The sequence below is a fragment of the Pseudomonas sp. BS-2016 genome (genome assembly GCF_001806145.1).
Lineage (GTDB): Bacteria > Pseudomonadota > Gammaproteobacteria > Pseudomonadales > Pseudomonadaceae > Aquipseudomonas > Aquipseudomonas lundensis.
The window spans coordinates 38,012-64,480 of record NZ_MLCT01000036.1 but is presented as its reverse complement, the minus strand read 5'-3'; the positions used below and the strand labels follow the sequence as shown (position 1 = coordinate 64,480).

30 protein-coding genes are annotated in these 26,469 nt (G+C 59.0%); 26 read left to right on the top strand and 4 right to left on the bottom strand.

Going from position 1 to position 26,469, the window contains the following annotated elements:
* Nucleotides 1–2: 2 nt before the first annotated feature.
* The 21 genes from BKD70_RS18910 (at nt 3) to BKD70_RS18810 (ending at nt 17,506) form a co-directional block, all read left to right on the top strand.
* Complete coding sequence (locus BKD70_RS18910; RefSeq protein WP_047275423.1) at nt 3–209, top strand: phage head-tail joining protein; 207 nt, start codon at nt 3–5, stop codon at nt 207–209.
* Nucleotides 210–1,694 (top strand): phage portal protein, encoded by a 1,485-nt coding sequence (locus tag BKD70_RS18905; RefSeq protein WP_047275421.1) that lies wholly within the window; start codon nt 210–212, stop codon nt 1,692–1,694.
* The gene (locus BKD70_RS18900; RefSeq protein WP_047275419.1) at nt 1,691–2,824 is read left to right on the top strand and encodes a head maturation protease, ClpP-related; all 1,134 of its coding nucleotides are present in this window, start codon (nt 1,691–1,693) and stop codon (nt 2,822–2,824) included. The genes BKD70_RS18905 and BKD70_RS18900 overlap by 4 nt, the downstream gene beginning before the upstream one ends.
* The gene (locus BKD70_RS18895; protein WP_047275417.1) at nt 2,821–3,165 is read left to right on the top strand and encodes a head decoration protein; all 345 of its coding nucleotides are present in this window, start codon (nt 2,821–2,823) and stop codon (nt 3,163–3,165) included. The genes BKD70_RS18900 and BKD70_RS18895 overlap by 4 nt, the downstream gene beginning before the upstream one ends.
* A 63-nt stretch (nt 3,166–3,228) precedes the next feature.
* On the top strand, nt 3,229–4,224 hold the full coding sequence (locus tag BKD70_RS18890) for a major capsid protein (protein ID WP_047275415.1): 996 nt from the start codon (nt 3,229–3,231) through the stop codon (nt 4,222–4,224).
* Between the two features lie 2 nt (nt 4,225–4,226).
* Nucleotides 4,227–4,547 (top strand): hypothetical protein, encoded by a 321-nt coding sequence (locus tag BKD70_RS18885; RefSeq protein ID WP_047275413.1) that lies wholly within the window; start codon nt 4,227–4,229, stop codon nt 4,545–4,547.
* Nucleotides 4,544–5,209 carry a hypothetical protein gene (locus tag BKD70_RS18880; protein WP_047275411.1) on the top strand — a complete coding sequence of 222 codons (666 nt, stop codon included), beginning with the start codon at nt 4,544–4,546 and terminating at the stop codon, nt 5,207–5,209. The genes BKD70_RS18885 and BKD70_RS18880 overlap by 4 nt, the downstream gene beginning before the upstream one ends.
* Entirely contained in the window at nt 5,202–5,711 is a 510-nt protein-coding gene (locus BKD70_RS18875; RefSeq protein WP_047275409.1) for a hypothetical protein, read from the top strand. Before BKD70_RS18880 ends, BKD70_RS18875 begins: the two co-directional genes overlap by 8 nt.
* Nucleotides 5,708–6,301, top strand: a complete 594-nt coding sequence (locus BKD70_RS18870) for a phage baseplate assembly protein V (RefSeq protein WP_047275407.1) — start codon at nt 5,708–5,710, stop codon at nt 6,299–6,301. The genes BKD70_RS18875 and BKD70_RS18870 overlap by 4 nt, the downstream gene beginning before the upstream one ends.
* Nucleotides 6,302–6,343: 42 nt before the next feature.
* Nucleotides 6,344–6,577 (top strand): hypothetical protein, encoded by a 234-nt coding sequence (locus BKD70_RS18865; RefSeq protein WP_080960340.1) that lies wholly within the window; start codon nt 6,344–6,346, stop codon nt 6,575–6,577.
* A 6-nt stretch (nt 6,578–6,583) separates the two neighbouring features.
* The gene (locus BKD70_RS18860) at nt 6,584–6,910 is read left to right on the top strand and encodes a GPW/gp25 family protein (protein WP_047275405.1); all 327 of its coding nucleotides are present in this window, start codon (nt 6,584–6,586) and stop codon (nt 6,908–6,910) included.
* Nucleotides 6,907–7,794, top strand: a complete 888-nt coding sequence (locus tag BKD70_RS18855) for a baseplate J/gp47 family protein (protein WP_047275404.1) — start codon at nt 6,907–6,909, stop codon at nt 7,792–7,794. The genes BKD70_RS18860 and BKD70_RS18855 overlap by 4 nt, the downstream gene beginning before the upstream one ends.
* Complete coding sequence (locus BKD70_RS18850) at nt 7,791–8,393, top strand: phage tail protein I (protein WP_047275402.1); 603 nt, start codon at nt 7,791–7,793, stop codon at nt 8,391–8,393. Before BKD70_RS18855 ends, BKD70_RS18850 begins: the two co-directional genes overlap by 4 nt.
* Nucleotides 8,390–10,573, top strand: a complete 2,184-nt coding sequence (locus BKD70_RS25455) for a phage tail protein (RefSeq protein WP_240478026.1) — start codon at nt 8,390–8,392, stop codon at nt 10,571–10,573. The genes BKD70_RS18850 and BKD70_RS25455 overlap by 4 nt, the downstream gene beginning before the upstream one ends.
* Nucleotides 10,570–11,184, top strand: coding sequence for a phage tail assembly chaperone (locus BKD70_RS18840; protein WP_052892175.1), 615 nt, complete (start codon nt 10,570–10,572; stop codon nt 11,182–11,184). The genes BKD70_RS25455 and BKD70_RS18840 overlap by 4 nt, the downstream gene beginning before the upstream one ends.
* Before the next feature lie 90 nt (nt 11,185–11,274).
* Nucleotides 11,275–12,447 carry a phage tail sheath family protein gene (locus BKD70_RS18835; RefSeq protein WP_047275400.1) on the top strand — a complete coding sequence of 391 codons (1,173 nt, stop codon included), beginning with the start codon at nt 11,275–11,277 and terminating at the stop codon, nt 12,445–12,447.
* Between the two features lie 12 nt (nt 12,448–12,459).
* A complete protein-coding gene (locus BKD70_RS18830) occupies nt 12,460–12,963 on the top strand; it encodes a phage major tail tube protein (RefSeq protein WP_047275398.1) in 504 nt (167 codons plus the stop codon).
* A gap of 11 nt (nt 12,964–12,974) precedes the next feature.
* Nucleotides 12,975–13,283: a phage tail assembly protein gene (locus BKD70_RS18825; RefSeq protein WP_047275396.1), complete on the top strand. Its 309-nt coding sequence runs from the start codon at nt 12,975–12,977 to the stop codon at nt 13,281–13,283.
* A 148-nt stretch (nt 13,284–13,431) separates the two neighbouring features.
* Entirely contained in the window at nt 13,432–16,467 is a 3,036-nt protein-coding gene (locus tag BKD70_RS18820; RefSeq protein ID WP_070415390.1) for a phage tail tape measure protein, read from the top strand.
* Nucleotides 16,468–16,479: 12 nt separating this feature from the next.
* Nucleotides 16,480–17,325, top strand: a complete 846-nt coding sequence (locus tag BKD70_RS18815) for a phage tail protein (protein ID WP_047273842.1) — start codon at nt 16,480–16,482, stop codon at nt 17,323–17,325.
* Nucleotides 17,300–17,506 (top strand): tail protein X, encoded by a 207-nt coding sequence (locus BKD70_RS18810; protein WP_047273843.1) that lies wholly within the window; start codon nt 17,300–17,302, stop codon nt 17,504–17,506. The genes BKD70_RS18815 and BKD70_RS18810 overlap by 26 nt, the downstream gene beginning before the upstream one ends.
* Here BKD70_RS18810 and BKD70_RS18805 read toward each other — a convergent pair.
* Nucleotides 17,503–17,904: a type II toxin-antitoxin system MqsA family antitoxin gene (locus BKD70_RS18805; protein ID WP_047273846.1), complete on the bottom strand. Its 402-nt coding sequence runs from the start codon at nt 17,902–17,904 to the stop codon at nt 17,503–17,505. The two genes, BKD70_RS18810 and BKD70_RS18805, sit on opposite strands and share 4 nt — an antisense overlap.
* 2 nt (nt 17,905–17,906) lie before the next feature.
* Nucleotides 17,907–18,203, bottom strand: coding sequence for a type II toxin-antitoxin system MqsR family toxin (locus tag BKD70_RS18800; protein ID WP_047273847.1), 297 nt, complete (start codon nt 18,201–18,203; stop codon nt 17,907–17,909).
* A gap of 130 nt (nt 18,204–18,333) precedes the next feature.
* Here BKD70_RS18800 and BKD70_RS18795 point away from each other — a divergent pair, with 130 nt between their 5' ends.
* The 4 genes from BKD70_RS18795 to BKD70_RS18780 all read left to right on the top strand — a co-directional run bounded on the left by BKD70_RS18795 (nt 18,334) and on the right by BKD70_RS18780 (nt 21,514).
* Nucleotides 18,334–19,380 (top strand): phage late control D family protein, encoded by a 1,047-nt coding sequence (locus BKD70_RS18795; RefSeq protein ID WP_047273849.1) that lies wholly within the window; start codon nt 18,334–18,336, stop codon nt 19,378–19,380.
* A 47-nt stretch (nt 19,381–19,427) separates the two neighbouring features.
* Complete coding sequence (locus BKD70_RS18790; RefSeq protein WP_047273850.1) at nt 19,428–19,973, top strand: glycoside hydrolase family 19 protein; 546 nt, start codon at nt 19,428–19,430, stop codon at nt 19,971–19,973.
* Entirely contained in the window at nt 19,970–20,497 is a 528-nt protein-coding gene (locus tag BKD70_RS18785; RefSeq protein WP_083286049.1) for a lysis system i-spanin subunit Rz, read from the top strand. The genes BKD70_RS18790 and BKD70_RS18785 overlap by 4 nt, the downstream gene beginning before the upstream one ends.
* Nucleotides 20,498–20,968: 471 nt before the next feature.
* On the top strand, nt 20,969–21,514 hold the full coding sequence (locus BKD70_RS18780) for a dihydrofolate reductase family protein (RefSeq protein ID WP_047274464.1): 546 nt from the start codon (nt 20,969–20,971) through the stop codon (nt 21,512–21,514).
* A 293-nt stretch (nt 21,515–21,807) separates the two neighbouring features.
* On the opposite strand, the gene BKD70_RS18775 is transcribed toward BKD70_RS18780, so the two are convergent.
* Nucleotides 21,808–24,459 carry an EAL domain-containing protein gene (locus BKD70_RS18775; protein ID WP_047274466.1) on the bottom strand — a complete coding sequence of 884 codons (2,652 nt, stop codon included), beginning with the start codon at nt 24,457–24,459 and terminating at the stop codon, nt 21,808–21,810.
* A 519-nt stretch (nt 24,460–24,978) separates the two neighbouring features.
* Here BKD70_RS18775 and BKD70_RS18770 point away from each other — a divergent pair.
* Entirely contained in the window at nt 24,979–25,197 is a 219-nt protein-coding gene (locus BKD70_RS18770) for a hypothetical protein (RefSeq protein WP_047274468.1), read from the top strand.
* A gap of 413 nt (nt 25,198–25,610) precedes the next feature.
* On the opposite strand, the gene BKD70_RS18760 is transcribed toward BKD70_RS18770, so the two are convergent.
* Nucleotides 25,611–26,171 (bottom strand): hypothetical protein, encoded by a 561-nt coding sequence (locus BKD70_RS18760; RefSeq protein WP_047274469.1) that lies wholly within the window; start codon nt 26,169–26,171, stop codon nt 25,611–25,613.
* Nucleotides 26,172–26,469: the final 298 nt, after the last annotated feature.

Below are 26,469 nucleotides of genomic sequence, written 5' to 3'. Positions count from 1 at the left end.
TTATGTCCTTTACCCAAAAGCACCTCGACGCCGTTGAGTCGGCCATCGCGCGTGGCGAGAAAACCGTGCGCTACGCCGACCGCACCGTGGAATACCGCACGGTCGATGAGCTGCTCAAGGCGCGCGATCAAATCCGCAGTTCGCTGGTCGCCGCCACGGGGCCGCGTTCGCGGGTGATCCGGCTGTATCACGCAGGCAAGGGGCTTTAAATGGCGCGCCAGTATCCAACCCTGACCCGCAACGGCTTTCTGTTGCCCGAGCGGATCAAAGCCAGTTACGAAGGGGCCGGTGAGGGCAGGCGCTCGGCCAGTTGGGAGGCGCCGGACATCGGCATCAACAGCCTCAACACCCCGGCCTTGCGCAACCTGCGCGCCCGTTCGCGCTCAGCGGTGCGCAATGATCCCTACGCCTTCAACGTCATCGACAAACGCGTCAGCAACCTGATCGGCACCGGCATCACCCCGCGCCCCAAAACCGAAGACGATGCCCTGCGCAAGTTGCAGCAAGACCTGTGGGATGACTGGGTCGACGAGTCAGACGCCGATGGCCTGACCGACTTCTACGGCCAGCAGGCGTTGATTGCCCGCACAGTGGAAACGGCCGGTGAATGCTTTGTACGCCTGCGGCCTCGCGGTCTGGACGAGGATCTGGCCGTGCCATTGCAGCTCCAGGTGCTGGCCCCGGAGTTTGTGCCGCACGACAAATTCGAACCATGCAAAAACGGCAACAGCATCCGCGCCGGGATCGAGTTCAACCCGGCGCACAAGCGCGTGGCCTATCACATGTACCGCGTCCACCCGCGTGACGCTTCGTCGCTGAACGCCGGTTACAACCAACTGGTGCGTGTGCCAGCGGAACAAGTGCTGCACATCTTCGAATCGGTCGAGCCGGGCCAGTTGCGCGGTGTGCCGCGTTTGGCCCCAGTGCTTAAGCGCCTGCGCAGCCTCGACAACTACGACGACGCGGTTTTGTTCCGTCAGGAAGTGGCCAACCTGTTTGCCGGTTTTATCTCGCGGCCACCGCCCGAAGCCACGCAACAACCGCGCGACCCGGTCACCGGCTTGCCGCTGACCGAAGACCGCGACGGCTTCACCCCGATGGTCGCGCTGGAACCGGGCACCATGCAGGAACTGGGGCCGGGCGAAGAGGTGGAGTTCTCCAAACCGCCGGATGCGGGCAACAACTACCCGGACTTTATGCGCCAACAACTGATGGCCGCTGCGGCCGGGACCGGCACGCCGTACGAAATTCTTACCGGCGACATGCGCGAGGTTAATGACCGGGCGTTACGGGTGGTGCTCAACGAGTTCCGGCGCCGTCTGGAGCAACTGCAATTTGGCGTGTACGTGCACCAACTGTGCCGCCCGGTGCGCGCGGCGTGGCTGGACATGGCCGTGCTCGCCGGTCGTCTGACACTGGTCGACTACGCGCAACGGCGCCGTGAATACCTGCGCACCCGTTGGGTGCCGCAAGGCTGGGCCTACATCCAGCCGGTGCAAGACATTCAGGCACGCATGATGGAAGTCAACGCGGGCTTCAACTCCCGCAGCGAAATGGTCCTGCGTCAGGGCTACGACGCCGAAACCGTCGACGAAGAAAACGCAGCTGACCAAAAACGTGCCCGCGAGCTGGGCCTCAATTACAAAACGCTCGTCGAGCTGCCCACCGAACCGGCCGACAAGGAGACGCCATGAACAGGCTACGCATTTTCAATAAGGCGGCAGACCCCGCGCCGCCGCAAAACAAACACTGGTACAGCCTCAAGGCCAGCGGCGAGGCCGAAGCCCGCAGCATTGAGGTCTACGTCTATGGCGAGATCGGCACCTGGGGCATCACCGCCAACCAGTTTGTGCGCGATCTGGCAGCGATGGACGACGGCGTGTCGCCGATTGTGGTGGCATTCAACAGCATCGGCGGCGACCTGTTCGACGGGCTGGCCATTCACAACGCCCTGTCGCGGTTAGGCGAGCGCTGCACCGGGCGGGTTGATGCGCTGGCAGCCAGCGCGGCCAGTGTCGCGGTGTGCGGGGCGCACAAGGTGGTGATCGCAAGCAACGCCATGCTGATGATCCACAACCCGTGGACCTACGCGGCTGGCGATGCCGAGGATCTGCGCAAGGTCGCCACCGCACTGGATCAGGCGCTGGAAGTCATCATCGCCGCCTACAAGGCCAAGTCGCCCAACATCGACGAAGTGGAGCTGCGGCGTTTGGTCAATGCCGAAACCTGGCTCACCGCAAGTGAAGCGGTGGCCTTGGGGCTGGCCGATGAAGTGGGCGAGGGGGTCACCGTCAAAGCTTGTCTGGGGCAGGGCGGCGCATTGCAGCGTTATCAGCATGCGCCGCAAGCCTTGCTGGCTCAGTTGGAGGAACCGCCAGAACAGCCGCCAGAACCGGAGCCTGACCTTAAACCAGAACCGGAACCGGAAAAACCGCCCATTGTTGACTCGGCCGCATTGGCCTTGTTGATCACCCAGAGCTGCAACGCCGCGGGGATCAGCAACCTGATCGAATCCATCATCAACACCACCAAGCTGGCCGACGAAGCCTCGGTTAACGCCGCCATCACCAACGCCAAGGCCGTGCGCGACCTGTGCGTGGCGGCGCGGCTGCCGGAGTTCACCCAGCAGTTCGTGGCGTCCGGGCTGACCGCCGAAGCAGTGCGCGGTCGCCTGTTCGACAAATTGGTGAGTGGCGGCGGGTTTGAGATCGACAACAGCCTGCCGATCAACGATGACCCGGCACCCAAAACCCAGGCCAAACAACCTGACACCAACGCGATCTACGCGGCCCGTCGCGCCGCCCAGACAGGGGTAAAAGCATGACCATCAAACACGAGCCAATGCACGCGGGCGAGTTTCTGCTCTCCGAAGGCGCGGGCAACATCTCCCGCGAAGCCATCAACGTGGCCGCTGGCCCGGCCCTGAACCCCGGCCAGGTACTGGGGCTGGTGACCGCATCGGGTGAATTCGCGCCGTACGTGCCGACTGCCGAAGACGGCAGCCAGACCGCTGTCGCCATTCTGTATGGCCCGCTGGGCGAGTCCGACATCGTGCGCCGTGGCCGTGCGGTGGTGCGTTTGGCCGAAGTCAGCGAAGCGCACCTGACCGGCCTCGACCCCGAGGGCGAAAAGTCGCTGGCTGAACACTTTGTGATCGTGCGCTAAGCCGCCCATCTCTTTACTGCACCCCGCCATCGAGCGGGGTTTTTACTTTCTGGAGAGTCCCCCATGGCCGACATCGCCATCTTTGAAGACGATGCGTTTTCTGTTTCGTCGCTGACCGCAGCCATCAACGAACAACCGTACCAGCCCGGCCGCCTGAGCAGCCTTGGCCTGTTTCAGGAAGAGGGCATCACCACCCTGACCGTACAGATCGAAAAAGACGGCGACACCCTAGCACTGGTGCCGGCCGGTGAGCGCGGCACCTCGGGCCTGATCGTCGGTGCCAGCAAACGTACGTTGATCCCGTTCAACACCGTGCACCTGCCGGAACGCTTCACCATCAAGGCCGATGAGATTCAGGGCATCCGCGCCTTCGGTACCCGCAGCGAATTGCAGGCCGTGCAGGACGTGGTCAATGCGCGACTGTTGAAAGCGCGTCGTCAGTTGGACGTCACACACGAGTTCCAGCGCGCCGGTGCCTTGAATGGCCAGATCCTCGATGCGGACGGCAAAACCGTGCTGATTGATCTGTACAAAAGATTTGGTGTTGACCGACAACGTATGTCGATGGGCATGACCAAGGCTGGCACCGACTTTCGCGTCAACTGCGGTATAGCTTTGGATCTGCAAGAAGATGCGCTTGGCAGTGTCACCAGCACCGGGGCCCGGGCGTTCTGCGGCAAGAACTTCTGGAACACGTTGATGGGTCTTCAGGAAATTAAGGATACCTATCTTGGTTCTGCACAAGCCGCTGCGTTGCGCGGCGATGCCCGTGAGAGTTTCGAGTATGGCGGCATTGTCTGGGAACGCTATCGCGGCAAGATCGGAAGCGTTGCATTCGTCCACGACGACAAAGCCCTGCTCGTGCCCGAAGGCGTCCCCGACCTGTACATCTCCGCTTTCGCCCCGGCCGACTACATGGAAACGGTCAACACCCAAGGCATCCCGTACTACAGCAAGATCGAGCCGATGCCGTTCAACAAAGGCATGGCCGGTGAGGCGCAGTCCAACCCGCTGCACATCTGCACCCGGCCGCGCGCGCAGATCCTGCTGGAGCTGTAAGCGTGGGCATCCGCGATCTTGTGGCCGAGATCGACAGCGTGATCTTCGACGTGCTGGCCGACACCGGCCACATCGAAGGCCGCGCCGAACCGGTGATGGGCATGTTCTCGGCACCGTGGAAACAGCCGCAGATCGGTCGCCTAAACACGGCCATTCGTGAGCCGCACTTTGTGGTGCGGGTGGCGGACTCCGACGGGCTGAGCAAAGGGTTGAAAGTCACCATCGACCTGCCTGCGCTGGACGGTGGCGGCGATTACGACCTGCTGCAACTGGAACCCAGCGGCGACGGACTGGTGTCGCTGATCTTGAGAAAACGCCCATGAGCATCGGCAGTTTCAGCGAAGTCAAAAAGAACAGCGGCATGCTCCACATCCAGGCCTCGGCTGAGGATCTGAAAGCGTTTGCAGACTTGGCCATCCTGGTGCCCAAGGCTGCCGCCAAAGCACAGCGCCGAGCCATCAACAAAACCCTAGGTTGGTTGCGCACCCATATCGCGCGGGCCGTGGGTAAGCAGGAACGCATCGCGGTCAAGGCGGTGCGGCAGCGGCTGCGCAGTTACCCGGTCGCGGGTGGCGCGATGCGCGGCAAATTGTGGTTCGGCATTAACCCGCTGGAAGCCAGCCGGGCAGGGCGCGCCCGTCAGACCAAGGCGGGCGTGTCGGTGGCTGGGCGGCGTTATCAGGGCGCCTTCTATAAGAAGGTGTACGGCAATCAGGCTGATGTGTGGATTCGTACCGCGAGCAAGCACTTCAACCCGGCTGATTATCCTGATAGCGAGGTCTCATCCCGTACCGGGGGCAGTTCAGGTTTTGTCGGTGAAAACAGTGCCCGCTTCCCGCTGGCCAAAGCCAAAATCTCACTGGACGCCGTGCGCCCCCACTTCGATGCCTGGAGCCGCAAGGCCGACGAACGCTTGATGCACGTTCTCAAACAAGAGATGAACTTTGAACTGCAAAAATACTTGAAGGGGACACGCCGTGCCTGAGCCGCCGTTTAACCTCGACCTGCTGTATCAGGCCATCGAGCAGCACCTCCAGCAGCACTTGCCGGGCGTGCAACTGGTCAGCTTCTGGCCGGACATCCAGCAGCACATCCCGCTCCCGGCGGTGTTTCTCGACATTGCCGAGATCGAGCCGGGCACCGATATCGGCACCGGTGAAACCACCCTGACCATCACTTTTGAAGCACGGGTGATTGTCGACGTAATCCGCGCCGATCACTACCCGCAAGCCGTGCACCTGGCCACCCAACTGGCGGTGCTGTTACGCGCCCAGTCGTGGGGTTTGCCGGTTGAACCGGCCGAGTTTCAGCGGTCGGGCCAGGATTGGACGCGCCCGGAACTGGACGGCTACACCGTATGGCTGGTGGAGTGGACGCAGACCGTTTACCTCGGTGAACAAGAATGGCCATGGCCCGATGAGCTGCCGGGCACCTTGCTGATCAGCGTCAACGACGAAGACTACGTCGCCCCCGAGGATCTGCCATGAGCTACGCCAGTGCTGAACACGACCGCATGATCGCGGCCCTGTTGATCCCCTGCTACGTGGTCGCGGTGGACTTGGCAGCGTCGCCACCCGCCTGCCGCGTATCCACCGGCGACTGGACCAGCGCCTGGGTGCGCTGGCACAGCGTGGCCGCGGGCAAGGCCCGGCACTGGCGCGCGCCGAGTTTAGGTGAGCAGGGCGTGCTGTTTAATCCCAGCGGACAGGCAGGCATGGGGACCTTTGTACCGGGCTTGTACGGCGATGCAGGCGCACCCCCGGACAACCGCGACCACGTCGAGGTGTGGCGGTTTGATGATGGCGGCTCGTTGGTTTACGACTGGCAGGCCAAAAGCTACACCATCACCTTGCCCAGCGGCACCGTGGCCATTGCCGTGGGTGGCAGCTCGGCGGTGGTCACGGACAGCGCCATTACTGGCAAGGCCGAAGCGATCAACCTGACCGGGAAAATCACCTTGAACGGCGACGTGGTGATCAGCGGATCGATCTTGACCCACAACGGGCTGAATGTCGGATCGACGCACACCCATAAAGGCGTAACACCCGGTGCGGGAATAACGGGCACACCGTCTTAACCAACCTCGCTACGGCGAGGTTTTTATTACCTGGAGAACACCATGAGCAAAACACCTGACGACAAAGTCACCGAACCGGCTGCCTTGGTCCTGCAAAAAACCACCCCTGTCACGGAACCGGTTCGTGCGTTCCGCGACAAGGTCTACACCTCCCGCACCCTGATCCTGCCAGGCGGCGCCACGCTCCCGGTCGCCAAAGGCCGTGCCATGGCGGTCGATGACCACCAGTTTCAGTACCTCAACAGCCACCCGGATTTTGAACGCCTGACGGAGTAACCCGCGATGATCGGAATGGATCGCCACACCGGCGCGGCCCTTTCCGGCGTCGAGCATTTGCGCCAATCCATTGCCGACATCCTCACCACCCCGGTAGGCAGTCGGCGCATGCGCCCGGCGTATGGCTGCCAGTTGCGCCGGTTCGTCGACATGCCGATCAATGCGGGCTGGAAAAGCGCGGTACAGGCCGAGGTCGCCCACGCGCTGAACCTGTGGGAGCCGCGTTTCAAGTTGCAGTCGGTGCGGGTGTCGGCGGTGCTCGATGGCGTGATCACTTTTGAACTCAAGGGCCTGTACCGGGGCGAGGGCGTAGCAATGGAGGTGAGCGCATGAGTACCGTGGACCTGTCGGCATTGCCGACCCCGGAGGTGCTGGAGTCGCTGGACTTTGAAGACGCCTATCAGGAAGAACTGGCGGTGTTTCGCAGCTATATGGGCGACAACTGGAACGCGGCGTTGGAGAGCGATCCGGTGGTCAAGCTGCTGGAACTGGGCGCGTATCGGCGGCTTCAGATCCGGGCGCGGATCAACGATGCGTCCAAGTCGCTGCTGTTGGCCTACGCCCAGCGCACCGACCTCGATCACCTCGCCGCCAACGTGCGGCTTAAACGGTTGGTGATTCAGGAAGCCGATCTGCAAAGCGTGCCGCCGGTGCCGCAGGTGATGGAACTGGACGACGCATTACGCGAGCGTATCCAGCTGGTGTACGAGGGCCTGACCACGGCCGGGCCGCGCAACAGCTACATCCTGCACGCGCGCAACGCCTCGGCGCTGGTGGCTGACGCGCAGGCCGAAAGCCCGAGCCCGGCCCACGTGGTGGTCACCGTGTTGCATCTGGAGGGCAACGGCGTGGCCGACCAGCCGTTGCTGGACAAGGTGCTGGCTCACCTCAGTGATGAAGACATACGCCCGGTCGGGGATCGGGTCACGGTGCAAAGCGCCGAGGTGCAGGAATACCGTATTGACGCGGTGCTGCACATGGCCGGGACCGGCTCGGAAAACGAAGCGATTCTGGCCGAAGCCACCCGGCGCCTCACGGCCTGGATCAACCCGCGTCGGCGCCTTGGCGTGGAAATCGCCCGCTCGGCCATTGATGCGCAACTGCACATCACCGGCGTCAGCCGCGTGGACTTACCCGGCTGGGTTGACATCCCCCGGGCCAAGCATCAAGCCGCGTACTGCATCGGCTACAGCGTGACCCAAGGCGGTGCCGGGTGAGCCTGCTGCCGCTCAACAGCACACAGTTAGAGCGGGGCATCGAAGCGGCGATTGATCACAACCCGGCGATTCCGATTCGCACCCTGTACAACGCGAAAACCTGCCCGGCGCACTTGCTGCACCAGTTGGCGTGGGCATGGTCGGTGGACCGCTGGGACAACCGCTGGAGCGAGCAGGTCAAGCGCGCCGCCATTGAATCGGCATTCTTCATCCATGCCCACAAGGGCACCATCGGTGCGCTGCGCCGGGTGGTGGAGCCGCTGGGCTATCTGCTGGAAGTGATCGAGTGGTGGCAGACCGTACCGCTGGGCGTGCCGGGCACGTTCGGGCTCAAGGTCGGGGTGCTGGACACCGGTATCACCGAGGAAATGTACCGCGAGCTGACAGCCCTGATCGATGACGCCAAACCGCTCAGTCGCACGCTGACCGAACTGGTGATCAGCCTTGAAAGCACCGGCCAGCTCAACGTCTTTTCCTGCCTGTACGAGGGCGAGGTGATCGACGTGTACCCACCGGCGCCGCACGACATCGAGGTCACGGGGCATTACGGCCCGGCTGGCCGGGAACATCAAACCGAATACCTGGACGTGTACTCATGATTGATCAAAGCAGCCAGTTTATGGCGATCCTCACGGCCGTGGGCGAGGCCAAGCAGGCCAACGCCGACGCAATGAACATCCCGTGGGCGTTCTCTCAGATGGGCGTGGGCGATGCCAACGGTGCCGATCCGCAGCCCAACCGGGCGCAAACCAAGCTGATCAACGAGCGCCGCCGCGCGCCGCTGAATCAGGTCAAGATCGACCCGAAAAACACCAACGTGATCATTGCCGAGCAGGTGATCCCGGAAAACGTCGGCGGCTGGTGGATTCGTGAAATCGGCCTGTACGACGCGGACGGCGATCTGGTGGCGGTGGCCAACTGTGCGCCCAGCTTTAAACCGGAGCTGGCACAGGGCTCCGGCAAGACCCAAGTGGTGCGCATTAACTTCATCGTCAGCAGCGCCGCCAACGTCACGCTCAAAATCGACCCGAGCGTGGTACTGGCGACCCGGCAGTACGTGGACGACCGCATCATTGAAGTGTTGCCGCCGACGCGCAAGCCCGGCAGTTACACCAAGGTGCTGATCGACAAACGCGGCGTGGTGATCGAGGGCAGCAACCCCGAGACACTGGCCGATAACGGGATCAAGGACGCTTACACCAAAACGCAAGTCAATGACTTGCTGCAGGGGAAAGCGGCGCTCGACAGCCCGGTGCTGACCGGCACCCCGAAAGCACCTACGGCGCCGCTGAACAGCAACAGTCAGCAGTTGGCCAACACGGCTTTCGTTCAGGCGCTGGTTGCCTCGCTGATCAGCGGCGCGCCGGGTGCGCTGGACACCTTGAAAGAACTGGCCGACGCCTTGGGCGGTGATCCAAACTTTGCCAACACCATCATCAATGCCTTGTCGCGCAAAGTGTCCCGCGAAGGCGATGAGATGTCCGGGGGCCTGACCCTGGGCAATGGCACCGATGTATCGCCCTCGCTCAGCTTTCGCGATGCCTCCGGTATTGGCGGGTTCAGCCTGAACAAAGGCGTGTTGCGCTACATCGGCTATTACGGGTCGCAATCCAAACAACTGTTCTCGCTGGACTTCAACAGCGGGAACGTGGCCAACGCTCGCGGCGCCTTGTGGGACGTGGTCACCTATCCGCCGTCGACGTTCTGGAACACCGGCAATTTCAACCCGGCGTCCAAAGCGGACGCGGCAGCGGTCACGGCCGCACTGGCGACCAAGGCCGACAACGCGACCACGCTGGCGGGCTACCGCATCGGGGACGCCTACACCAAAACCCAGACGGCCCAGCTGGTCGAGAACGCGATTACCGCGCTGGTGGGTTCCTCCCCGGAAGCGCTGAACACGCTCAACGAACTGGCGGCCGCGCTGGGCAATAACCCGAACTTCGCCACGGCCATCAACGAAGAACTGGCCAAGCGCGTGCGCCACACCGGCGACACCATGACCGGCCCGCTGACCCTTGCGGGCCTGACCACCAGCAGCCCTTCGATGAGCTTCAAGTCTGAAGAGGGCGTCGGCTCGCTGAACGTCTACCGACAGCGTCTGCGCTACATCGGCTATTACGGCAGTGAGTCGAAAGAGATCTTTTCGGCCGACTTTGCCACCGGCGACGTGTTCAACGGGCGCGGCGCGTTGTGGGACGTGTCCAAGTACCCGCCTGCGCAGTACCTCAAGGTCAACCAGTCGTTGGCCAGCGGATCGAACCTGCATTGCGGTTCTGGGAATTCGCCGTATATCGCGTCCATGACCAGCGAAACCGGCTCGCTGGAAGTGCATAACGAGGCCAACAGCGCGGCCTCGGCGGTGATGCTGTTTCACCGTAAAGGGATTTTCGGGGCCTACTTTGGCCTGGACACGGACAACCAGTTCAAGGTCGGCGGGCTCTCGATGGGCGCCAATGCCTACACCGTGTGGCACTCGGGCAACGCCCCGAAAAACACGGGCAGTGCAGCGGTGACCGGTTGGTGGCGATGCGCTGACACCGGACTGATGCGTATGTGGGGGGTGACCAACAGTGTCGGGCAGGATTCGGCCGTGGCGGTGCCGCTGCCGATGACCTTCCCGAACGCGGTGTTCGGCGTCCACTTTATGCAACAGGCCGAGATGAAGCCCAGCGCGGTGGGTAACTACGGCGTCAAAGACGTGACCCGCCAAGGGTTCACACTGGTTAACGGCAACGACGGCGTAGGGCCGTGTTATTGGGAGGCGTGGGGAAATTGAAGACTGACACCTACTACCTGCACCGCACGCAGTTGAATTTCTACTGTGATTCGGTGTTTGGTCCACGTCGCATCGACGTGGTTGATCCCGAGTGGACGCCGCCTGTGGTGTATGTGCCGGACCCGGACTGGTCGCCGGATGCCGACAACCTCAGTGCGTCGGCGCCGAACATTGAAATGCCCGATCCGGACGCCATACCGCCCTTGATCAGCGTGCCCAACCCGGCCTGCAAACTGCCGCCTGAGCACGAGCTGCTGGAACTGAGCGAGGCGTTGTACCTGGAACTGTCCCACGCGTCGGCGGCAGGCAAGGTCGTGGCCCTGGACGAGGACGGCGTGCCGTGTCTGGTTGACCGGCCGCCACCCAGCCTTGCCCAGCAAGCCGCCGGACAGCGCCAATGGCGTGACCGGCTGCTGCTGAGCACCGACACGCTGATCGTTCGCCATCGGGATGAAACCGAAGCCGGTCGGCCGACCACGCTTGGTGCTGATCAATACCGGGCGTTGCAAGGCTTTCGCATGGACCTGCGCGACTGGCCCGAATCCGAGGCGTTTCCGGACGCCACCCGGCGCCCGGTCGAGCCGGACTGGTTGGCTGACTACCTTGCCTGACGCCCCGCACCCCGGGGCGTTTTTGTATCCACTGTTTGACCCACACAAGCCCCGCCCTGCGGGGCTTTGTTGTTTCTGGAGAGTACCTGTATGAGCACAGCCAGCCGTTTTCACGGCGTTACCGTAACGCTGGTCGACACCGGCGCGCGCACCATTGCGCTGCCGTCGACCTCGATCATCGGCCTTTGCGACACCTACACCGTCAGCCCGGCCGCATCGGCCAAACCCAATGACCTGGTACTGCTGACCAGCGAGCGCGAAGCCATCGCCGCATTCGGTGAAGACTCGGCCATCACCCGTGCGGCCAAGGCGGTGTTCTTGAAAGCCAAGGCCGTGATCGTCGCGTGCGGCGTGGCCGAACTGGAAGATGAAGCGCTGCAAACCTCGGCCATCATCGGCGGCGTGTTGGCCTCGGGTCAGCGTACCGGCCTGCAAGCCTTGCTTGACGGCAAAAGCCGCTTCAACGCCCAGCCGCGGCTGTTGATCGCGCCCAAGCATTCCGCCACGCAAGCGGTGGCCACGGCCATGGATGCACTGGCGGGCAAGTTGCGCGCCATCGCCATCGTCGACGGCCCCAACACCACCGACGAGGCGGTGCTGGCTTACGCGCAGGAGTTCGGCAGCAAGCGCATCTACATGGTTGATCCGGGCGTGCAGCAGTGGGACACGGTCACCAGCAAAACCATCGACGCCCCGGCCTCGGCGTTCACCGCTGGCCTGTTCGCCTGGACTGACACCGAGTACGGCTTCTGGGCCTCGCCGTCGAACAAGGAATTTGTCGGCATCACCGGCACCACGCGCCCGATTGAGTTTCTGGACGGCGACGAAACCTGCCGCGCCAACCTGCTCAACAACGCCAACATCACCACCATCATCCGCGACGGCGGCTATCGCCTGTGGGGCAACCGCACGCTGTCGGCCGATTCGAAATGGTCCTTTGTCACCCGCGTGCGCACCCTCGACATCGTGATGGACGCGATTCTGGCCGGGCACAAATGGGCGGTGGACCGCTCGATCACCAAGACCTACGTCAAGGACGTCACGGACGGCCTCGAAGCCTTTATGCGCGACCTGAAAAATCAGGGTGCAGTGATCAACTTTGAAGTGTTTGCAGACACCGAACTGAACACGGCCAGCCAGCTGGAGGAGGGCAAGGTGTACTGGAACATCCGTTTCACCGACGTGCCGCCTGCCGAGAACCCTATTTTCCGCGTGGAGGTCACCAACCAGTGGTTGACCGAAGTGCTGGAAACCGCCGCCTAAGGAGGCCGCTCAATGATTCCGCAAATGCTCAGCAACACCAACCTGTTCGTGGACGGGGTCAGCTTCGCCGGTGACGTGCCGTCGCTGACACTGCCCAAGCTCACGGTTAAAACCGAAGCGCATCGCGGCGGCGGGATGGCCGGTGAGATCGAGATGGACATGGGGCTGGAAAAGCTGGAAGCCAGCTGGACCAGCACCGGGGTACGCCGCGAGATGATGAAGTACTTCGGACTGTCGGACCAGACCGGCTGCAACGCGGTGTTTCGCGGGGCCTTCAAGGGGCTCAAGGGCCAGATCACCCCGGTGATTGCCACCCTGCGCGGCATGCTCAAGGAAGTCGACCCGGGCGACTGGAAGGCGGGCGACAAAGCTGAAATGAAATACGCCATGGCGGTCACCTACTACAAGTTGGAGATCGACGGTCGCGTGATGTACGAAATCGACATGGTCAACGCGGTGCGCGTGATTGACGGCGTCGATCAACTGGCTGCCGAACGCAGCGCCCTGGGCCTTTAAGGAATTCCCGCATGACTATCAATACTGAAAAGAAACTCCCGTCCTGGCTCATCCTGACCGACGAAGGCGTCACCATCACCCTGCGTTACCCCACTGAACTTAACCATGTCAAAACCGACAAGGTGGTCATGCGCGCGCCGACCGTTCGCGATGTACGGGCAGCAGGCGCGGTCTCCGGCGGCGATGCTGAAAAGCGCGAATTGCAGCTGTTCTCCAGCCTGACCGAAATCCCGCCCGGCGATCTGGAGGGGCTTAAGGTGGTGGACTACAGCCGCGTGCAGGAAGGCTATTTTCGTCTGGTCGACGAAGGCGAACTGTAACCCCGCAACCCTGAAACAACTGGCCAAGCGCTTGGCGGCAGAAACGAGTTTTTCTGCCGCCGAGATCATGGCCATGCCGTTTTCGGAAATGGTCTGGTGGCTCACGGATTGAGCCGCCTGACGCGCAACCACAGGGCAGGGCGAACAGATGGCAAACAAACTCGCGCTCGGGCTGGTGATCGGCGGGGCGGTCAGCTCCTCCGTGGGCTCAGCGTTCAAGGACGTTGAGGGCCGGATCAAGAAGCTGGAAGCGACCGGGGCCAAGGCCCGGGTCATGCAACGCCAGATCGGTGACACCATCCGCCTGCGCAACGAATGGAAAAAGGCCCACGACAGCGGTGCGGCGGGTGCGTCCACGCTGCTGACCAAACTCAACTCCAACCTAGACAGCCTGCGCAAGCAGGGGATCGAGGTCGGGCGACTCGACCGGGCCTATCAAATGCTCGGCCGTACGGCTCGGCAGGCGGATCTGAAAGCCCAGGGCCATGCACAAATCAACGAAGGCCGGGCCAGTGTCAAAAGCACGGTTGGCCGGGCAGCGGTGGGGGCGGCAGCACTGGCGGTGCCGACCAAAGTCAGCGCCGATTACAACGCCATCATCCGCGACATCGCGATCAAGGCAGGCATCGCCAATGCCCCCGAAGAAAAGCAGATGTCGCGCACTATCATCGATACCTCACGTGACACCGGCATGGCCCGTAACGAGGTGGCCACCGTGGTCAACGAGCTGGTGGGTGCCGGTATGGACCTGGCCAAGGCCATGGAGTACGCGCCGGTGGCGGCCAAGTTCGTGATCGGGCAGGGCTCGGACGGCGGCGAAACCGCCAAGATGATCAACGCCCTCGGCCAGAACGCCCAGATCACCAGCGCCAAGGAAATGCAGCAGGCGCTGGAAGCCATTGCGTTTCAAGGGCAGGCGGGCAGCTTTGAGGCCAGTGACATGGCCAAGTGGTTTCCCGAACTGCTGGCCAACATGGGCAAGCTGGGCATCACCGGCATGGACGCCGTGACCCAGCTGGGGGCCATGCTGCAAGTACAGATGAAAACGGCGGGCAGCTCCGACGAGGCGGCCAACAACCTCAAAAACTGGATGGACAAGATCAGTTCATCGCAGACCGTGGATGCCTACGGCAAGGCCGGGATCGATTACGAAGCCTCCATGCAAACCGGCATTCAACAGGGCATGTCGACGCTTGAGTCGAGCATGGCACTGGCCAAGAAATACATCGAGCAAACCGACCCCAAACGCGCCGCCAAGATGGCCGAAGCCACGGCGCAGATCAGCAAGGAATCGAATCCGGAAAAAGCCAAGGCCATGCTCGCGTCACTGGAGCAGGCCCTGCGCACTGGCGACATCTTTTCCGACATGCAGGTCAAGGCCGCGCTCACGGCCTACATGCAAAACAAGGAACTGTACGGCCAACTGAAACGTGAATCGCGGGACGCCACCGGCATCCTCGACAAAAACCTCAGCGAGCGCCGCGAGTCTTCCTCGCAAAAATGGAAGGAAATGGCGCAGTCGATGGACGACGCCATGCGCTCGGTGGGCGATGCGATCCGGCCGATCACCGACGGCGTGGCCGAAGGGCTGACCTCGGTGGCCAAGGGCATTACCTCGCTCAGCGACCGCACGCCCGGGTTGGCCATGGGCCTTACGGTGTTGGCCGGTGGAGCGCTGACCCTGCAAGGGCTGCTGGGCTCGTTCAAGATCGGCAAGGGCCTGTTCAACCTCGCACGCGGCGCCATGGGCGGACGCGATGCCAAGGGCGTGCAAAAGGTCTTTGTCACCAACGCCGGTGATGACGACAAGGAAGACGGCAAGGGCTCCAAGGTGTTGGCCCTCGCGGAAATCGGCCTGAAAGCCTTCGGTGGCAAAAAGGACGATGACGGCGACAGCGAGGAAGGCGGTGAGAGTAAAGGCTTTGACCCGATTGATACCGGACTCAAGCTGCTGGACGTGTTCCGAGAAGCGAAAAACGACGAAGACGGCGGCGAAGACTCGGGGCCGCAAAAGGTGTTTGTGGTCAACGCCGCCGCCATGGGTGGCGGTGGAGGCGGTGGAGGCGGCGCCGGTGGTCGTGGCGGGCGACGTCGCGCGGGCAATCGCAACGGCCGCCGCCGTGCGGGTGGTGGTGGTGGTGGTGGTGGTGGTGGTGGTGGTGGTGGGCCTCGGCCGCCGCGTCCGCCAGTGCCGCCCGTTCCACCTGTACCGCCGGGGCGGGCGGCGCGCGCCATGGGGTTGATTGGCAAAGCAGGTAAAGCGGTTCCTGGTGCTGCGCTGTTTGAAGGCGTCCTGCGCGCGGCCGACACCTACCAGAACGCCGAAACCAAGGACGAAAAGGCCGAAGGCTACGGCGCCGCTGCGGGCAACATGGCCGGTGCGCTGGCAGGGGCAGCGGCCGGTGCGGCCATCGGTTCTGTGGTGCCGATTTTGGGCACGGCGGTCGGTGGCTTGATCGGCGGCATCCTCGGCAGCATGGGCGGCGAATCCATCGGGGGCAGCCTCGGTAAATCGTGGTTCGGGTCGGACGATGAAAAGCCCGCTGAACCGCCGAAGCCCGAAGCCAAAGCAGCAGGCGAGCCACTGGCTCCAGTGGTCAAACCGGTGTCATATGACCCGACTGATCCGGACTCGAAAGACCCGTTCCTGTTGCCGCACTTTGCCAACAAACCGCGCTTTCCCGGTGCGGACCTGGTGCGCCCGGATTCGTTGCCGCCGCCGACAGCATCACCGGCGCCGGTGGTCAAACCGGTGTCGTATGACCCGGCTGATCCGGACTCGAAAAACCCGTTCCTGTTACCGCACTTTGCTAACAAACCGCGCTTCCCGGGCGCGGACCTGGTACGGCCCAAGTCGCTGCCGCCTGAGGGCTCACTCGGTGCCAGCGCATCACGCGAGCTGCCCGGGGCGGTGAACATGGGTGACGTAGTGCGCTCGTTTGCCAGCACCGCGCCTGCGGGAACGCTGGCCATGCCGCCGAAGGTGGAGCCGGTGCTCAAGGTCGAGCCGCCGAAGATCGATCAGAAGATCGACGTCAATGCGGCGCTGTCCATCACCGTGCAAGGCGACGTGAAAGACCCGGCCGCACTGGCCCGGGAGCTACAGCCGCACCTGCAACGGCAGATCGAGCAAATCAACCAGCAGATGTCGAGCCGGAATCTGTACGACCAACCGCATCTTTAACAGGGGGCACGCATGGCCTACATGGAACAACTGCAGTCGGGGTTGAAGTACCTGACTGCGGCCGGGGAAACCGGGCGCCGCAGCTTGGACGGCATGCTCGGGCCAGTGAACGGCGCCATTGGTGAAATCAGTGGCGCCGCCTCCGAACTGAGCGACTTGCCGTTCATTGGCCCTGCCGTCGGGGCCAAGGTGCAACGGCTGATGCGTGGGGTCAACGCAGCGCAGGCCAAGGTCGGCGCGGTGGTGGCCACCTACAACAAAGCCACCCGGGCAGCTTCGCAAATTGAGGAACGCCTCGGCGTGCTGAAAGAGCAGGCGGGTAAGGCGGCGACCGCGATCAACAAAATCGCAGGCAAAGTCAGCCCGTCACTGGCCAACATCGTGCCCACCGGCGCGCTGGGCGCAGACGCGACCCCGGCCGCCGAGGCGGTGAAGCCATTCCCGCACCTGCTGATCATGCAACCGCTCAAGCCCGGATCGACACCGTTCTACTTCAACCTGGACACCGCCGCCTTCGACGAACTCAAGCGCTCCAGCGAATACCGCTGGGCTTCACAAGAGCGCCTGAACCGTCGCCCGGCACAGCAAGCCGTGGGCATGGGCGAAGAACGCATCACCCTGACGGGCGCGATTTTTGGCGGGTTCAAAGGCGGCATCAAACAACTCGACACCCTGCGCAGCATTGCCGCCCAGCTTCAACCACTGGGCCTGACCACAGGCTATGGCGACGTGCTGGGCAACTGGTGTTTGAAAAACATCGAAGAAGAACAAAGCGCCCTGCTGCAAGGCGGCATACCGCGTAAACAGGGCTTTACCTTGGAGTTTGTGCGCTATGGCGACGACCTGCAGAACAGCTAGCGGCGACGTGCTCGACACCATCTGCCAGAACTACTACGGCCACCTCAATGGCTCGGTCGAGGCCGTGCTCGATGCCAATCAGGGGCTGGCCGAAGAGGTGCAGCCATTCAAGGCCGGGCTAGTGATTCACCTGCCGGATTTGCCCGCGCCGAGTGATGAAGTGGTGATGTTGTGGGGTTAGCCTAAACGCACTTCATTCAGCAGCTCGGGATGGTGATCGAGCAGTTTCAGTAATTTCACCAGTGCCAGTGGTGGTTTGGTTTTGCCGTTCTCATAACGGGAAAACGCATTCACGCCACCGCCGAAAATCTCGGCCGCTTCACGCTGGTCCAGGTCTAGTTTTTTACGCACAGTAGTGATGAAGCCTGGGTCAACAATCGAAGCATTCACTTGTTTGTTGAAGGCCAGCATTGCAGCACTGACGCGGGTGGATTCGCTGGCATCCAGCACGGTTTCACCACAGGCCGGGCAGAATTCGCCGGTGACCGAAGGGATCACAGTGGACTCGTTCTTGTAGGTGTAAGACACGTCGCGGGTATCATGCACCAGCTCTGCCGAGACGCAAGATGGACATTTCATGTTCATAGCTCCTTGAAGGACACGATGAGCACATCATCAATGACCGTGAGTTTCAGGTAGACCTCGCCAGCGTGGGTTTTACGCCGGTACACGTCCTGCCAGACCTTATGGTCTGCATGCGTGGTCATGCTCTTGTAAAAGTCAGCGGGCGCCAGTGCCATTACCACGCTGACGATGCCGTCAAAGTCGAAGCCTAAAGCCGCGCCACCGGTCAGTGCTGACAGGGTAGAGTGCACCTTGCCCGCTTCAATCAGGGCTTTAACGGTGTGTAGTTTGCAGTGCGGGGTCTTTTTCTCCATGCGGCGAAAATTAACCTACTTGGTTTAATTTGGCAAGTAGGTTAATGCGCTGAGCATAGTCCGTTTTATAACCGAGTGATGTTTCTTTACAGCCCCGTCCAGAGCGGGGCTTTTGCCGTTTGGAGAATGTATGACACCCACCTTCCGCATCGTCGCAGACGGTGCCGACATCACCGCGCTGATCAACGACCGCCTGCTGTTGCTGCGCACCACTGATAAACCCGGGATGGAGTCAGACGACTTTGAGCTGCGCATCGACGACCGTGATAGCGCAGTGTCTTTACCCAGCCGAGGAGCCAGCATCGAAGTGTTCCTCGGCTACAGCGGCACGGCTCTAACCCGTCTCGGGCGTTACACCGTGGACGAGGTCGAGTTGTCCGGCCCGCCCGATACGCTGGTGATCCGGGGCAAAGCCAGCGACATGCGTGGCAGCGGCAAGACCACGCGCAGCGGCAGTTGGGAAGGGGTGAGCCTGGCCAGCATCGTCAAGGACGTGGCGGCACGCAACGGCTGGTCGCCGGTGTGCCCGGTCGACACGGTAGTGCCGCGTGCTGACCAGCTCAGCGAATCCGACTTCAACTTCATCACCCGACTTTCCAAGCAGTTCGACTGCACCGCTAAAGTGGCGGACGGCAAGCTGCTGGTGATGCAGCGCCAAGGTGGACAAAGCGCGAGTGGTACAGCGCTGGGCACCATCACCCTGACACGTAGCGACGTCAGCCGGTGGCAGTTCCGGCTGGGTGATCGCAGTGCCCACAAGGCGGTCAGCACCAAGCATCAGGACAAGAAAACCGGCAAGTTGGCCATCGTCACCTTGGACAACGACGAAGCCCCGGACGGTCTACCGCCCGTTCACACAGACCGCCACATTTACCCCAACAAATCCGCCGCCGAGCAGGCCGCCAAAGCGCGGCTGGCCGCGTTCAACCGCTCGACCGCCGCAGTGCGTCTAGAAATGCCCGGGCGAACTGATTTGTTTGCTGAGCGGACCATCAATGCCCAAGGCTTCAAGGTCGGGCTCGATGGTGAGTACTTGGTGGACTCGGTGGAGCAGGTTTTCACCCAAAGCGGCTGGAGCACCACCGTCGAATGCAATGGCGGCAAGAAAGGCAAAGCCAAGGCCAAAGGCAAGAAGCCCAAAGCCCCGCTAAAAGTCGTGCAGCTACAAGCAAATTAATCCCAAACCTAACCCGCCTTGTGCGGGTTTTTCATAAGGGCAAACCTATGTCGATTACCCAGCAACAACTCCAGCAGATCCTCCCCAACGCCGGCCAATCAGCCGGCGTTTTTGTTCCTGTCCTGAACACCGCGATGGTTCGCTTCCAGATCATCGGGACGAAGCGCGTCGCCGCCTTCATCGCCCAGATCGGCCATGAGTCCGGCCAGTTTCGCTACGTGCGCGAGCTGGGCAGCGACCAGTACCTGAGCAAATACGACACCGGCTCACTCGCCAAGCGCTTGGGCAACACACCTGAGGCGGACGGCGACGGCCAGAAGTATCGCGGCCGTGGCCTGATCCAAATCACCGGCCGCGCCAACTACATCGCATGTGGCGAAGCGTTGGCCCTTGATCTGATCAACCAGCCAGAGCTGCTGGAAAAGCCGCAGCACGCGTGCATGTCAGCAGCGTGGTTTTGGGCGAGCAGAGGGCTCAACACCTTGGCCGACTTGGGTCAGTTCGACACCATCACCCGGCGCATCAACGGCGGCCAGAACGGCGCAGCAGACCGTCAGGCGCTGTACGCCCGGGCGTTGAAGGTGTTGGCGTGAAGCTCGATGCGCTGAAGTGGAGCGGGGCATTGGTGTTGATGCTCTGCCTCATGGCGGGCAGCGCGTGGGCCGCATGGGAGTGGCAGGCAAACGCCTACGGCCAGCAGATTGCCGAGCAAAAAGCCGCCCACCAAACCGCGCTGACCGACGTGGCCAACGCCAACTCCGTGCTGATCCTTGCCGAACAGAACAAACGCTTCGCCCTGGAGCAATGGCTGGCAGCGAGTGACCAATCCCATTACCGAGCCCTGACCGATGCAAAAACCAATCAAGACCGCTTGCGTGATCGCATTGCTACTGCTGACCTGCGGCTGTCAGTCCTACTCGACGCCACCGCCGCAACTGATAGTGACGGAATGCAAGCCTCCACCGTCCCCGGCGGCGTGGTTCATGGAACCGCGAGAGCCCAACTTGACCGAGCGCATGCTCAACGAATTATCGGAATCACCGGCGACGGCGATCAAGGACTGATCGCGCTAAAGGCCTGTCAGGCTTACGCCAAAGAAATCTCAAGCTCACAGTAAAAAAGACCGGCCGAAACAGGATGCGTCAACATTCTATCCGGCCACTAAACCCGCAGATCACGCCTGCAAGCCCAGCCTAGGCTCCCGCTTCGTGCACAAAGCCGAGCGAGCCTAACGTCTGTTTATTCATACAGTAAAGGTCTTGCAAACTATGTCTTCACCCATTATCCCGTGGATGGGCGGCAAACGCAGTCTGGCCGATCGCCTCATTCCTCTGTTCCCGCCCCACGCGCTCGAATATTGATGGGTGAAAATACCTTTTCTGCGCGCAGCGGAACCCTCTGCTTAAAGTAAAGATTTCAATCTCAAGCACGTACTTTTCTGCCGTGGAAACCACTGCCGACTGTTTTCAACAGAATCGGCCAATAGCAGTCAATGGGTATCTATATATGTTCAATCATGACGCGCCATGCGATCAATCGGGATTGAGGACATGCTATAAAGACCGCCAAAAAAGGAGTCCCTCTGATCATGGATACAAAATGCTTGGTCTTTATCGCAGCAAGTGTTGACGGCTTCATTGCTAGGATGGATGGAGATATTGAGTGGCTCCATCGGCCTGAGTACGAGTGCCCTGTACTAAGGGGGCTCACTTATGATGAGTTCATGACAACGGTCGATGCACTGGTTATGGGGCGCAAGACGCTGGATAAGGTGTTGTCTTTCCCTGAGTGGCCCTATGAAAACACGCGAGTCGTGGTGCTCTCACATGGGGAGGTAACGCTGCCACCAAAACTGCGAGGCAATGTCGATGTGTTAGCGGGCGATCCGGTACTTATCGTGGCGCAGCTTGCGGCTCAGGGTCTGAAGCATCTCTATATAGACGGAGGTCAGACCATACAGTCTTTTCTCGCTGCGGGATTGATCAACGAGATCACTATCACACGTATTCCAGTGTTGTTGGGCAAAGGAGTTCCACTGTTCAGCCAGTTGGGTGAGGAGCGTAATTTATGTCTGATTGACTCATCAGCGTCTGATAACGGATTTGTACAAAGTCGTTATCAAGTGCTCACATAGGCTTGCTGATTGCGGTCTTTTGTTTGGATCCACGTTAAAGGGCTGATGTGTTGAATACGACTTAAGGGCTGCCTCTGTCCGTTTTCAGCCTGTGGTAATCGGCTGAAAACTGTCCAAAAGCGCCGGTCGTACCAGGCTGCTTATGGCTTGCTGCCCTCATTCATGACAGGCCAATTGGCAAAAGCCAGATAATTTGGCGCGGCTATGAAGTTTGGGGCGAATCATCTTCCAAAAGAGAGTGCTATATATCGAATCGCAACCTGAATTAACATGGGTGGCTAGTGCTGGGTTCTTTATTTTTTTTGAACAATTAGCCCTGGGGTAGAATCTAATATTAATTTCTCAAAGCACTCTGCGATAACGGGTTTACCAAATAGGTAGCCTTGAAAGTGTTTGCAGCCACAACCTATGAGGGAGTCGTGCTGTGCGAGGTTTTCAACTCCTTCGGCAATCACTTCAAGTCCTAGGCTTTGCGCCATGGCAAGGATGGCACGCACTATAGCTAAGCTGCTAGTACTTTCTGGTAAGTCGCGCACGAACGAGTGATCAATTTTAAGTTGGTCTAGCGGCAATTGTTGTAGGTATGACATTGACGAGTATCCTATGCCGAAGTCGTCAATTGAAAAGCTGAAACCCAATTCTCGTAGCGTCTGCATGCGTATCGCTGCCTTGTTCTTATCTTGTAGTAATAAAGACTCAGTTATTTCGAACTTCAGGAATAATGGGTTGGCTTTTGTTTCGTTAATTAATTGTTTAATTAACTGGGTAAAATCATTCTTGTAAAGCGTTCTGGTGCTGATATTTACAGAAATACTCAGGTTGGCCGTGCGCGGATTTTCAGCCCATTGCGAAAGTATTAAGCAGCTGTTACGCAAACCTTCCAAATCGATCAATTCGATCAGATCGCTTCGTTCTGCAATTTCGATAAAAATATCGGGCCCAAGTGTGCCTAGCTGGGGGTGCTGCCAGCGTGTCAGAGCCTCAACTCCCTCCAGTTCCCCATGACTGTTGACTTGGGGTTGAAGATATAATTTAAATTCACTTTCCATCAGGCCGCGGCGAATGTCCTGCTCCAGTTTCACGCTCATGCTTACTGCTGCCTGCATCTGAGGGTCATAGAAGCACATTGAATTCTTACCTGAAGCCTTGGCGCTGTACATTGATAGATCTGCATGCTGCATTAGCTCATCCGGTGTGTGCTGATCATCATTAAACAATGCAACGCCCATGCTTGCGCTCGTTGTGAGACGATGATTATTGAATATATAAGGGTCGTGTAGCGCGTTTAGTAGCTTGCTAACGATATGTTCAATCTGAATTGCAGCCTCTTCCTTGCATGTCTTAAGCTCTTCCAGCAGAATCACAAACTCATCTCCGCCCAAGCGTGCAACTGTGTCGAGCTCACGAACGTTATTTTTGAGACGGGATGTTACATGACAGAGCAGTTCATCACCAACTTTATGGCCGTGTAGGTCATTAATGTTTTTAAAGTCGTCAAGATCTAGAAAAATCAGAGCAGCATAAGTGTTCTTTCTGCAGCACGCGATTATCGCCTGCTGCAGTCGTTCATATAGCAGGCGCCGATTGGGTAGTCCGGTTAATGGGTCAAAAAAAGCTAGGTTCTGTATTTTTTGTTCATTGTTTTTTCGCTCGCTTATGTCGATAAATGAAGCTACATAATTATTTACGTGTCCGTATTCGTCATGCACAGCACTTATAGTCAGCCACTCTGGAGATATTTTACCATCTTTGTGTCTATTCCAGATCTCTCCCGCCCAGCCACCAGTTTCTGTGAGGTCTTTCCACATATCCTTATAGAATTCCGGCCCTTGCTTACCCGAGGAGAGTATTCGAGTTGGCAGTCCCATCACTTCATCTTTGCTATAGCCAGATAACTTGGAAAATGCTTCGTTAATTTTGATTATTCGTGTTTGCGCATCGGTAATAAGCATGCCTTGCTGACATTCGAAAGCTATAGCAGCGATCCGGATTTCCTGCTCTAGAACCAACCGCTCGGTAATGTCTCTTGCCATAAATATTACTGCGGGCAGGTCTCCATTAAGCATATCCAAGCGACGAGCCCGCCCCTCAAATGTACGCTTGCCCATCTGAGTTTGCATGCTGTACTCAATTGTCTGTGGCTCCTTGCTGGCTAAGGTCATTTGTATAAATTGCATAAATAATTCTACTTGTCCCTGTGGGAATCTATTCTGCAGACGCTTGCTTGTAGGTCTAGTAGAGCTGGTAGGGAGTATATATTTTTCTGAGGATTTTATGACTGTGTAGTTACCTTCCTCGTCTATCACTAGTGCTATATCGGGTATGGCTTCGGTAATGGCTCGTAAATAGGCTTCGCTTTCATATAGGGCATCACGGTCATTCTTTTGCTGATGAATATTGCGGAGAATTAGACCTAGAAGTAAGGTTGAGGACAGTTGTACGATTACCAGCGGCCATAAAGTGTATTCTACAAATGTGGCAAAAATTTTTTCAGGCAATAGCCTTATGTTCAAGATTTGCAAGACTTGAACAATACCGCCAAATATTAGTAATGATCCGGTGTTTAAAGGAATACGCCGCTTCTGATGCAAATAGTGAAAGGCCATCCCCATCAGCACCGACATCAGAATATTGAGCAGCCCAGGTATGGCACCTATACCTCCAACCCAGAGGCGATAAAGCCCCGCAATGCACCCAGCGATAAAACCCACCAAGGGGCCCCCAAATAGAGCGGACAAGCTGAGAATTACAGTGCGGCCATCGATGATGATTCCTTGTGCTAATACTAAAGGGATCATCATGCCGACAATACACACTAGGCCAAATAATGCCCCGGCACATATTTTGCTTAGCAAAATATGCCCCTTGAGATTTTGTAAGATCGTCTCGTGTAGCCAACAAAGGGTCATCAGCAGGGCTAGGTTTTCTATAAGGTCGAGGAGCATTCAGTTCACCCAGACTCGGATTAATGTACTTAGTTACAATGTAGTAGCAAATGGTTTTCCTGGGGTTGCTCGAAGCGATCAATGGTTCTTGGGGCGAGGATTTCACCCTCACACTGTCTGGGGGGCGGGCGACGCCTAGGTGCTTGCTTGCGCCAATAGCAGGCAATTTTAGTACACCAGGTTTGAGGTCTGTCTCGCAGGTGTGCATCGCTATTTTGTGGGGTCTAAGCCGGAGCTGTTTGCTGCGATATGGTTCGTTCGGCAGGAGGCAGGATCAATAGACAGCGTGACTTTTGCGTGACTCTCTTAAGTATCTATTGCTCTTCGGTTGCAGCGAGCGCCAGAGAAAGCAGCTACGTTTGAAGGATTTGCCATGCTCCAACGGGCATGGAGTGCTAGGCGGATAGAGGCATGGCGTTACATTTCAGATTGTTCATCTGGGCTCAAAACATCCCTAGCAGACCAATAAAGTTGAGGATGAACTAGTCTTCTAAAAATCCAACTCTCAGGACGATTGTCATGTCATCTCACTCCGAGTCCAATATTGCCATAGCAGATGCTCTGACATTGTTACTGCACAACCAGCATGCGCTAGCGGCGGCGGTCGAGGAGGTCACCAAATGGCTTTCTGACAATGGCATACAGCGTGTTGCAGATAACGCACTCGTTGCCATGGATACGCTGGACGCAAATGCACAAGCGATTACAGATGCTATTACGCGCGTCCGAAAATTTTAGGGGGAATTACCCTGGAGCTTATTTAACCAGCAGAGGGCTGTTAAATTGATGGTTTTTTGGGTCCATAACCTAAGGCCGAGCCTAGGCGGAATGAGGCTTACAAGGCGTAAGAAATTTCCGAGTAATGGGACACCAAATACCCTGCAGGCCGCGGTTGTAAAGGAGTCAAGACACGGCTTGCAAATCCGCCCACGCCGGTTCGATTCCGGCCTCGGCCTCCATCCTGAAAGCCCCGCAGATCACGGTCTGCGGGGTTTTTTATTGGCTGCGATTTGACGATCACTTCCGCAATTTTTGGGATCGCTTCCGCAAGCAGCCTCTTTATTCCGTAAGCTGGGGCCTTGTGACGGAGGGCTGGGGTGTGCCTTTTGCCCTATAGCCTGGGTAGCCTGCTTTCGGCCAAAAGCAGCCTCTTAACGCGTCGCACATTGACCTCTGCGAAGAAAATCTTTAAGCGCCGCCTGATAGAGCGTCAATGGCTGATTGCCCGTATTGAAGAGTGCAAACGGAATCATCGTGAGATGTGAAAACGACGTGGAGTTTATCGAGTAGGTTTTCTGCCTGCAAAAGCGCTGGTCCTTATTCAATATAAAATCAAACTTGAAAAGGTTTGTCCGCGTACACCAACTGGGGATCAAACCCAGACTCAGACCCGTCAAGTAATCTTGTCCGCAAGCGCCGCCAGATGAGAACTCCGAGATCTTTATTTCTAATGCCGGCAGGCTCGGGGCGGCAAGGCTGGAGTTCTTATCCTGTGCATCGGGAATAACGTTGAGTGTCGCTGCGTATGCGTCCTTGCCGAAGCGACTGTCTTTCCATGGGGTGTTTATTGCGTAACTGAAGCTGGAGATGATTTCTTGTGTTTCGGGTTCAACGGGTTCGTTGATTGTCGGCTGGGACGAATAAGATGTGCAGCCGCAACAGAGTATCGCAATGCTGACAAACACAAACCCGTTGGCTTTTAAGCGACGCATACTCAGTTTTCCCTAACTATCAATTAGCCAACATACCTGTCACTTAACGCCGTATAGCATCTTATCTACACGCCGGACGGCTGAATCAGCATAACAGGGCAGACTGTACGCGCGACACTTCGGGAGAGAGAAAAGGCCGCCGCCATGCTCTCTTTGCCCCCAACCCAGTGCGAACCCGCGAACGTTGAAGGCAAACGCTGAACGACAACACCTGCCCAAGCTGTCCAGCGGCTCCTATTGGCCGATTTTGTTGAAAAAGTCTGATTTGCAGATCGGCTGAACTCACGCACGATCACCA

Excerpts from the sequence above, each read along its gene's own strand:
- BKD70_RS18870 (WP_047275407.1), top strand. The coding sequence starts at position 5,708 with ATGAGCTACGCCAGTGCTGAACACGACCGCATGATCGCGGCCCTGTTG.
- BKD70_RS18880 (WP_047275411.1), top strand. The coding sequence starts at position 4,544 with ATGAGCATCGGCAGTTTCAGCGAAGTCAAAAAGAACAGCGGCATGCTC.
- BKD70_RS18890 (WP_047275415.1), top strand. The coding sequence starts at position 3,229 with ATGGCCGACATCGCCATCTTTGAAGACGATGCGTTTTCTGTTTCGTCG.
- BKD70_RS18800 (WP_047273847.1), bottom strand. The coding sequence starts at position 18,203 with ATGGAGAAAAAGACCCCGCACTGCAAACTACACACCGTTAAAGCCCTG.
- BKD70_RS18855 (WP_047275404.1), top strand. The coding sequence starts at position 6,907 with ATGAGTACCGTGGACCTGTCGGCATTGCCGACCCCGGAGGTGCTGGAG.
- BKD70_RS18770 (WP_047274468.1), top strand. The coding sequence starts at position 24,979 with ATGTCATCTCACTCCGAGTCCAATATTGCCATAGCAGATGCTCTGACA.
- BKD70_RS18825 (WP_047275396.1), top strand. The coding sequence starts at position 12,975 with ATGACTATCAATACTGAAAAGAAACTCCCGTCCTGGCTCATCCTGACC.
- BKD70_RS18775 (WP_047274466.1), bottom strand. The coding sequence starts at position 24,459 with ATGCTCCTCGACCTTATAGAAAACCTAGCCCTGCTGATGACCCTTTGT.
- BKD70_RS18805 (WP_047273846.1), bottom strand. The coding sequence starts at position 17,904 with ATGAAATGTCCATCTTGCGTCTCGGCAGAGCTGGTGCATGATACCCGC.
- BKD70_RS18790 (WP_047273850.1), top strand. The coding sequence starts at position 19,428 with ATGTCGATTACCCAGCAACAACTCCAGCAGATCCTCCCCAACGCCGGC.
- BKD70_RS18795 (WP_047273849.1), top strand. The coding sequence starts at position 18,334 with ATGACACCCACCTTCCGCATCGTCGCAGACGGTGCCGACATCACCGCG.
- BKD70_RS18835 (WP_047275400.1), top strand. The coding sequence starts at position 11,275 with ATGAGCACAGCCAGCCGTTTTCACGGCGTTACCGTAACGCTGGTCGAC.
- BKD70_RS18780 (WP_047274464.1), top strand. The coding sequence starts at position 20,969 with ATGGATACAAAATGCTTGGTCTTTATCGCAGCAAGTGTTGACGGCTTC.
- BKD70_RS18905 (WP_047275421.1), top strand. The coding sequence starts at position 210 with ATGGCGCGCCAGTATCCAACCCTGACCCGCAACGGCTTTCTGTTGCCC.
- BKD70_RS18810 (WP_047273843.1), top strand. The coding sequence starts at position 17,300 with ATGGCGACGACCTGCAGAACAGCTAGCGGCGACGTGCTCGACACCATC.
- BKD70_RS18820 (WP_070415390.1), top strand. The coding sequence starts at position 13,432 with ATGGCAAACAAACTCGCGCTCGGGCTGGTGATCGGCGGGGCGGTCAGC.
- BKD70_RS18830 (WP_047275398.1), top strand. The coding sequence starts at position 12,460 with ATGATTCCGCAAATGCTCAGCAACACCAACCTGTTCGTGGACGGGGTC.
- BKD70_RS18865 (WP_080960340.1), top strand. The coding sequence starts at position 6,344 with ATGAGCAAAACACCTGACGACAAAGTCACCGAACCGGCTGCCTTGGTC.
- BKD70_RS18760 (WP_047274469.1), bottom strand. The coding sequence starts at position 26,171 with ATGCGTCGCTTAAAAGCCAACGGGTTTGTGTTTGTCAGCATTGCGATA.
- BKD70_RS18900 (WP_047275419.1), top strand. The coding sequence starts at position 1,691 with ATGAACAGGCTACGCATTTTCAATAAGGCGGCAGACCCCGCGCCGCCG.
- BKD70_RS18910 (WP_047275423.1), top strand. The coding sequence starts at position 3 with ATGTCCTTTACCCAAAAGCACCTCGACGCCGTTGAGTCGGCCATCGCG.
- BKD70_RS18895 (WP_047275417.1), top strand. The coding sequence starts at position 2,821 with ATGACCATCAAACACGAGCCAATGCACGCGGGCGAGTTTCTGCTCTCC.
- BKD70_RS25455 (WP_240478026.1), top strand. The coding sequence starts at position 8,390 with ATGATTGATCAAAGCAGCCAGTTTATGGCGATCCTCACGGCCGTGGGC.
- BKD70_RS18815 (WP_047273842.1), top strand. The coding sequence starts at position 16,480 with ATGGCCTACATGGAACAACTGCAGTCGGGGTTGAAGTACCTGACTGCG.
- BKD70_RS18860 (WP_047275405.1), top strand. The coding sequence starts at position 6,584 with ATGATCGGAATGGATCGCCACACCGGCGCGGCCCTTTCCGGCGTCGAG.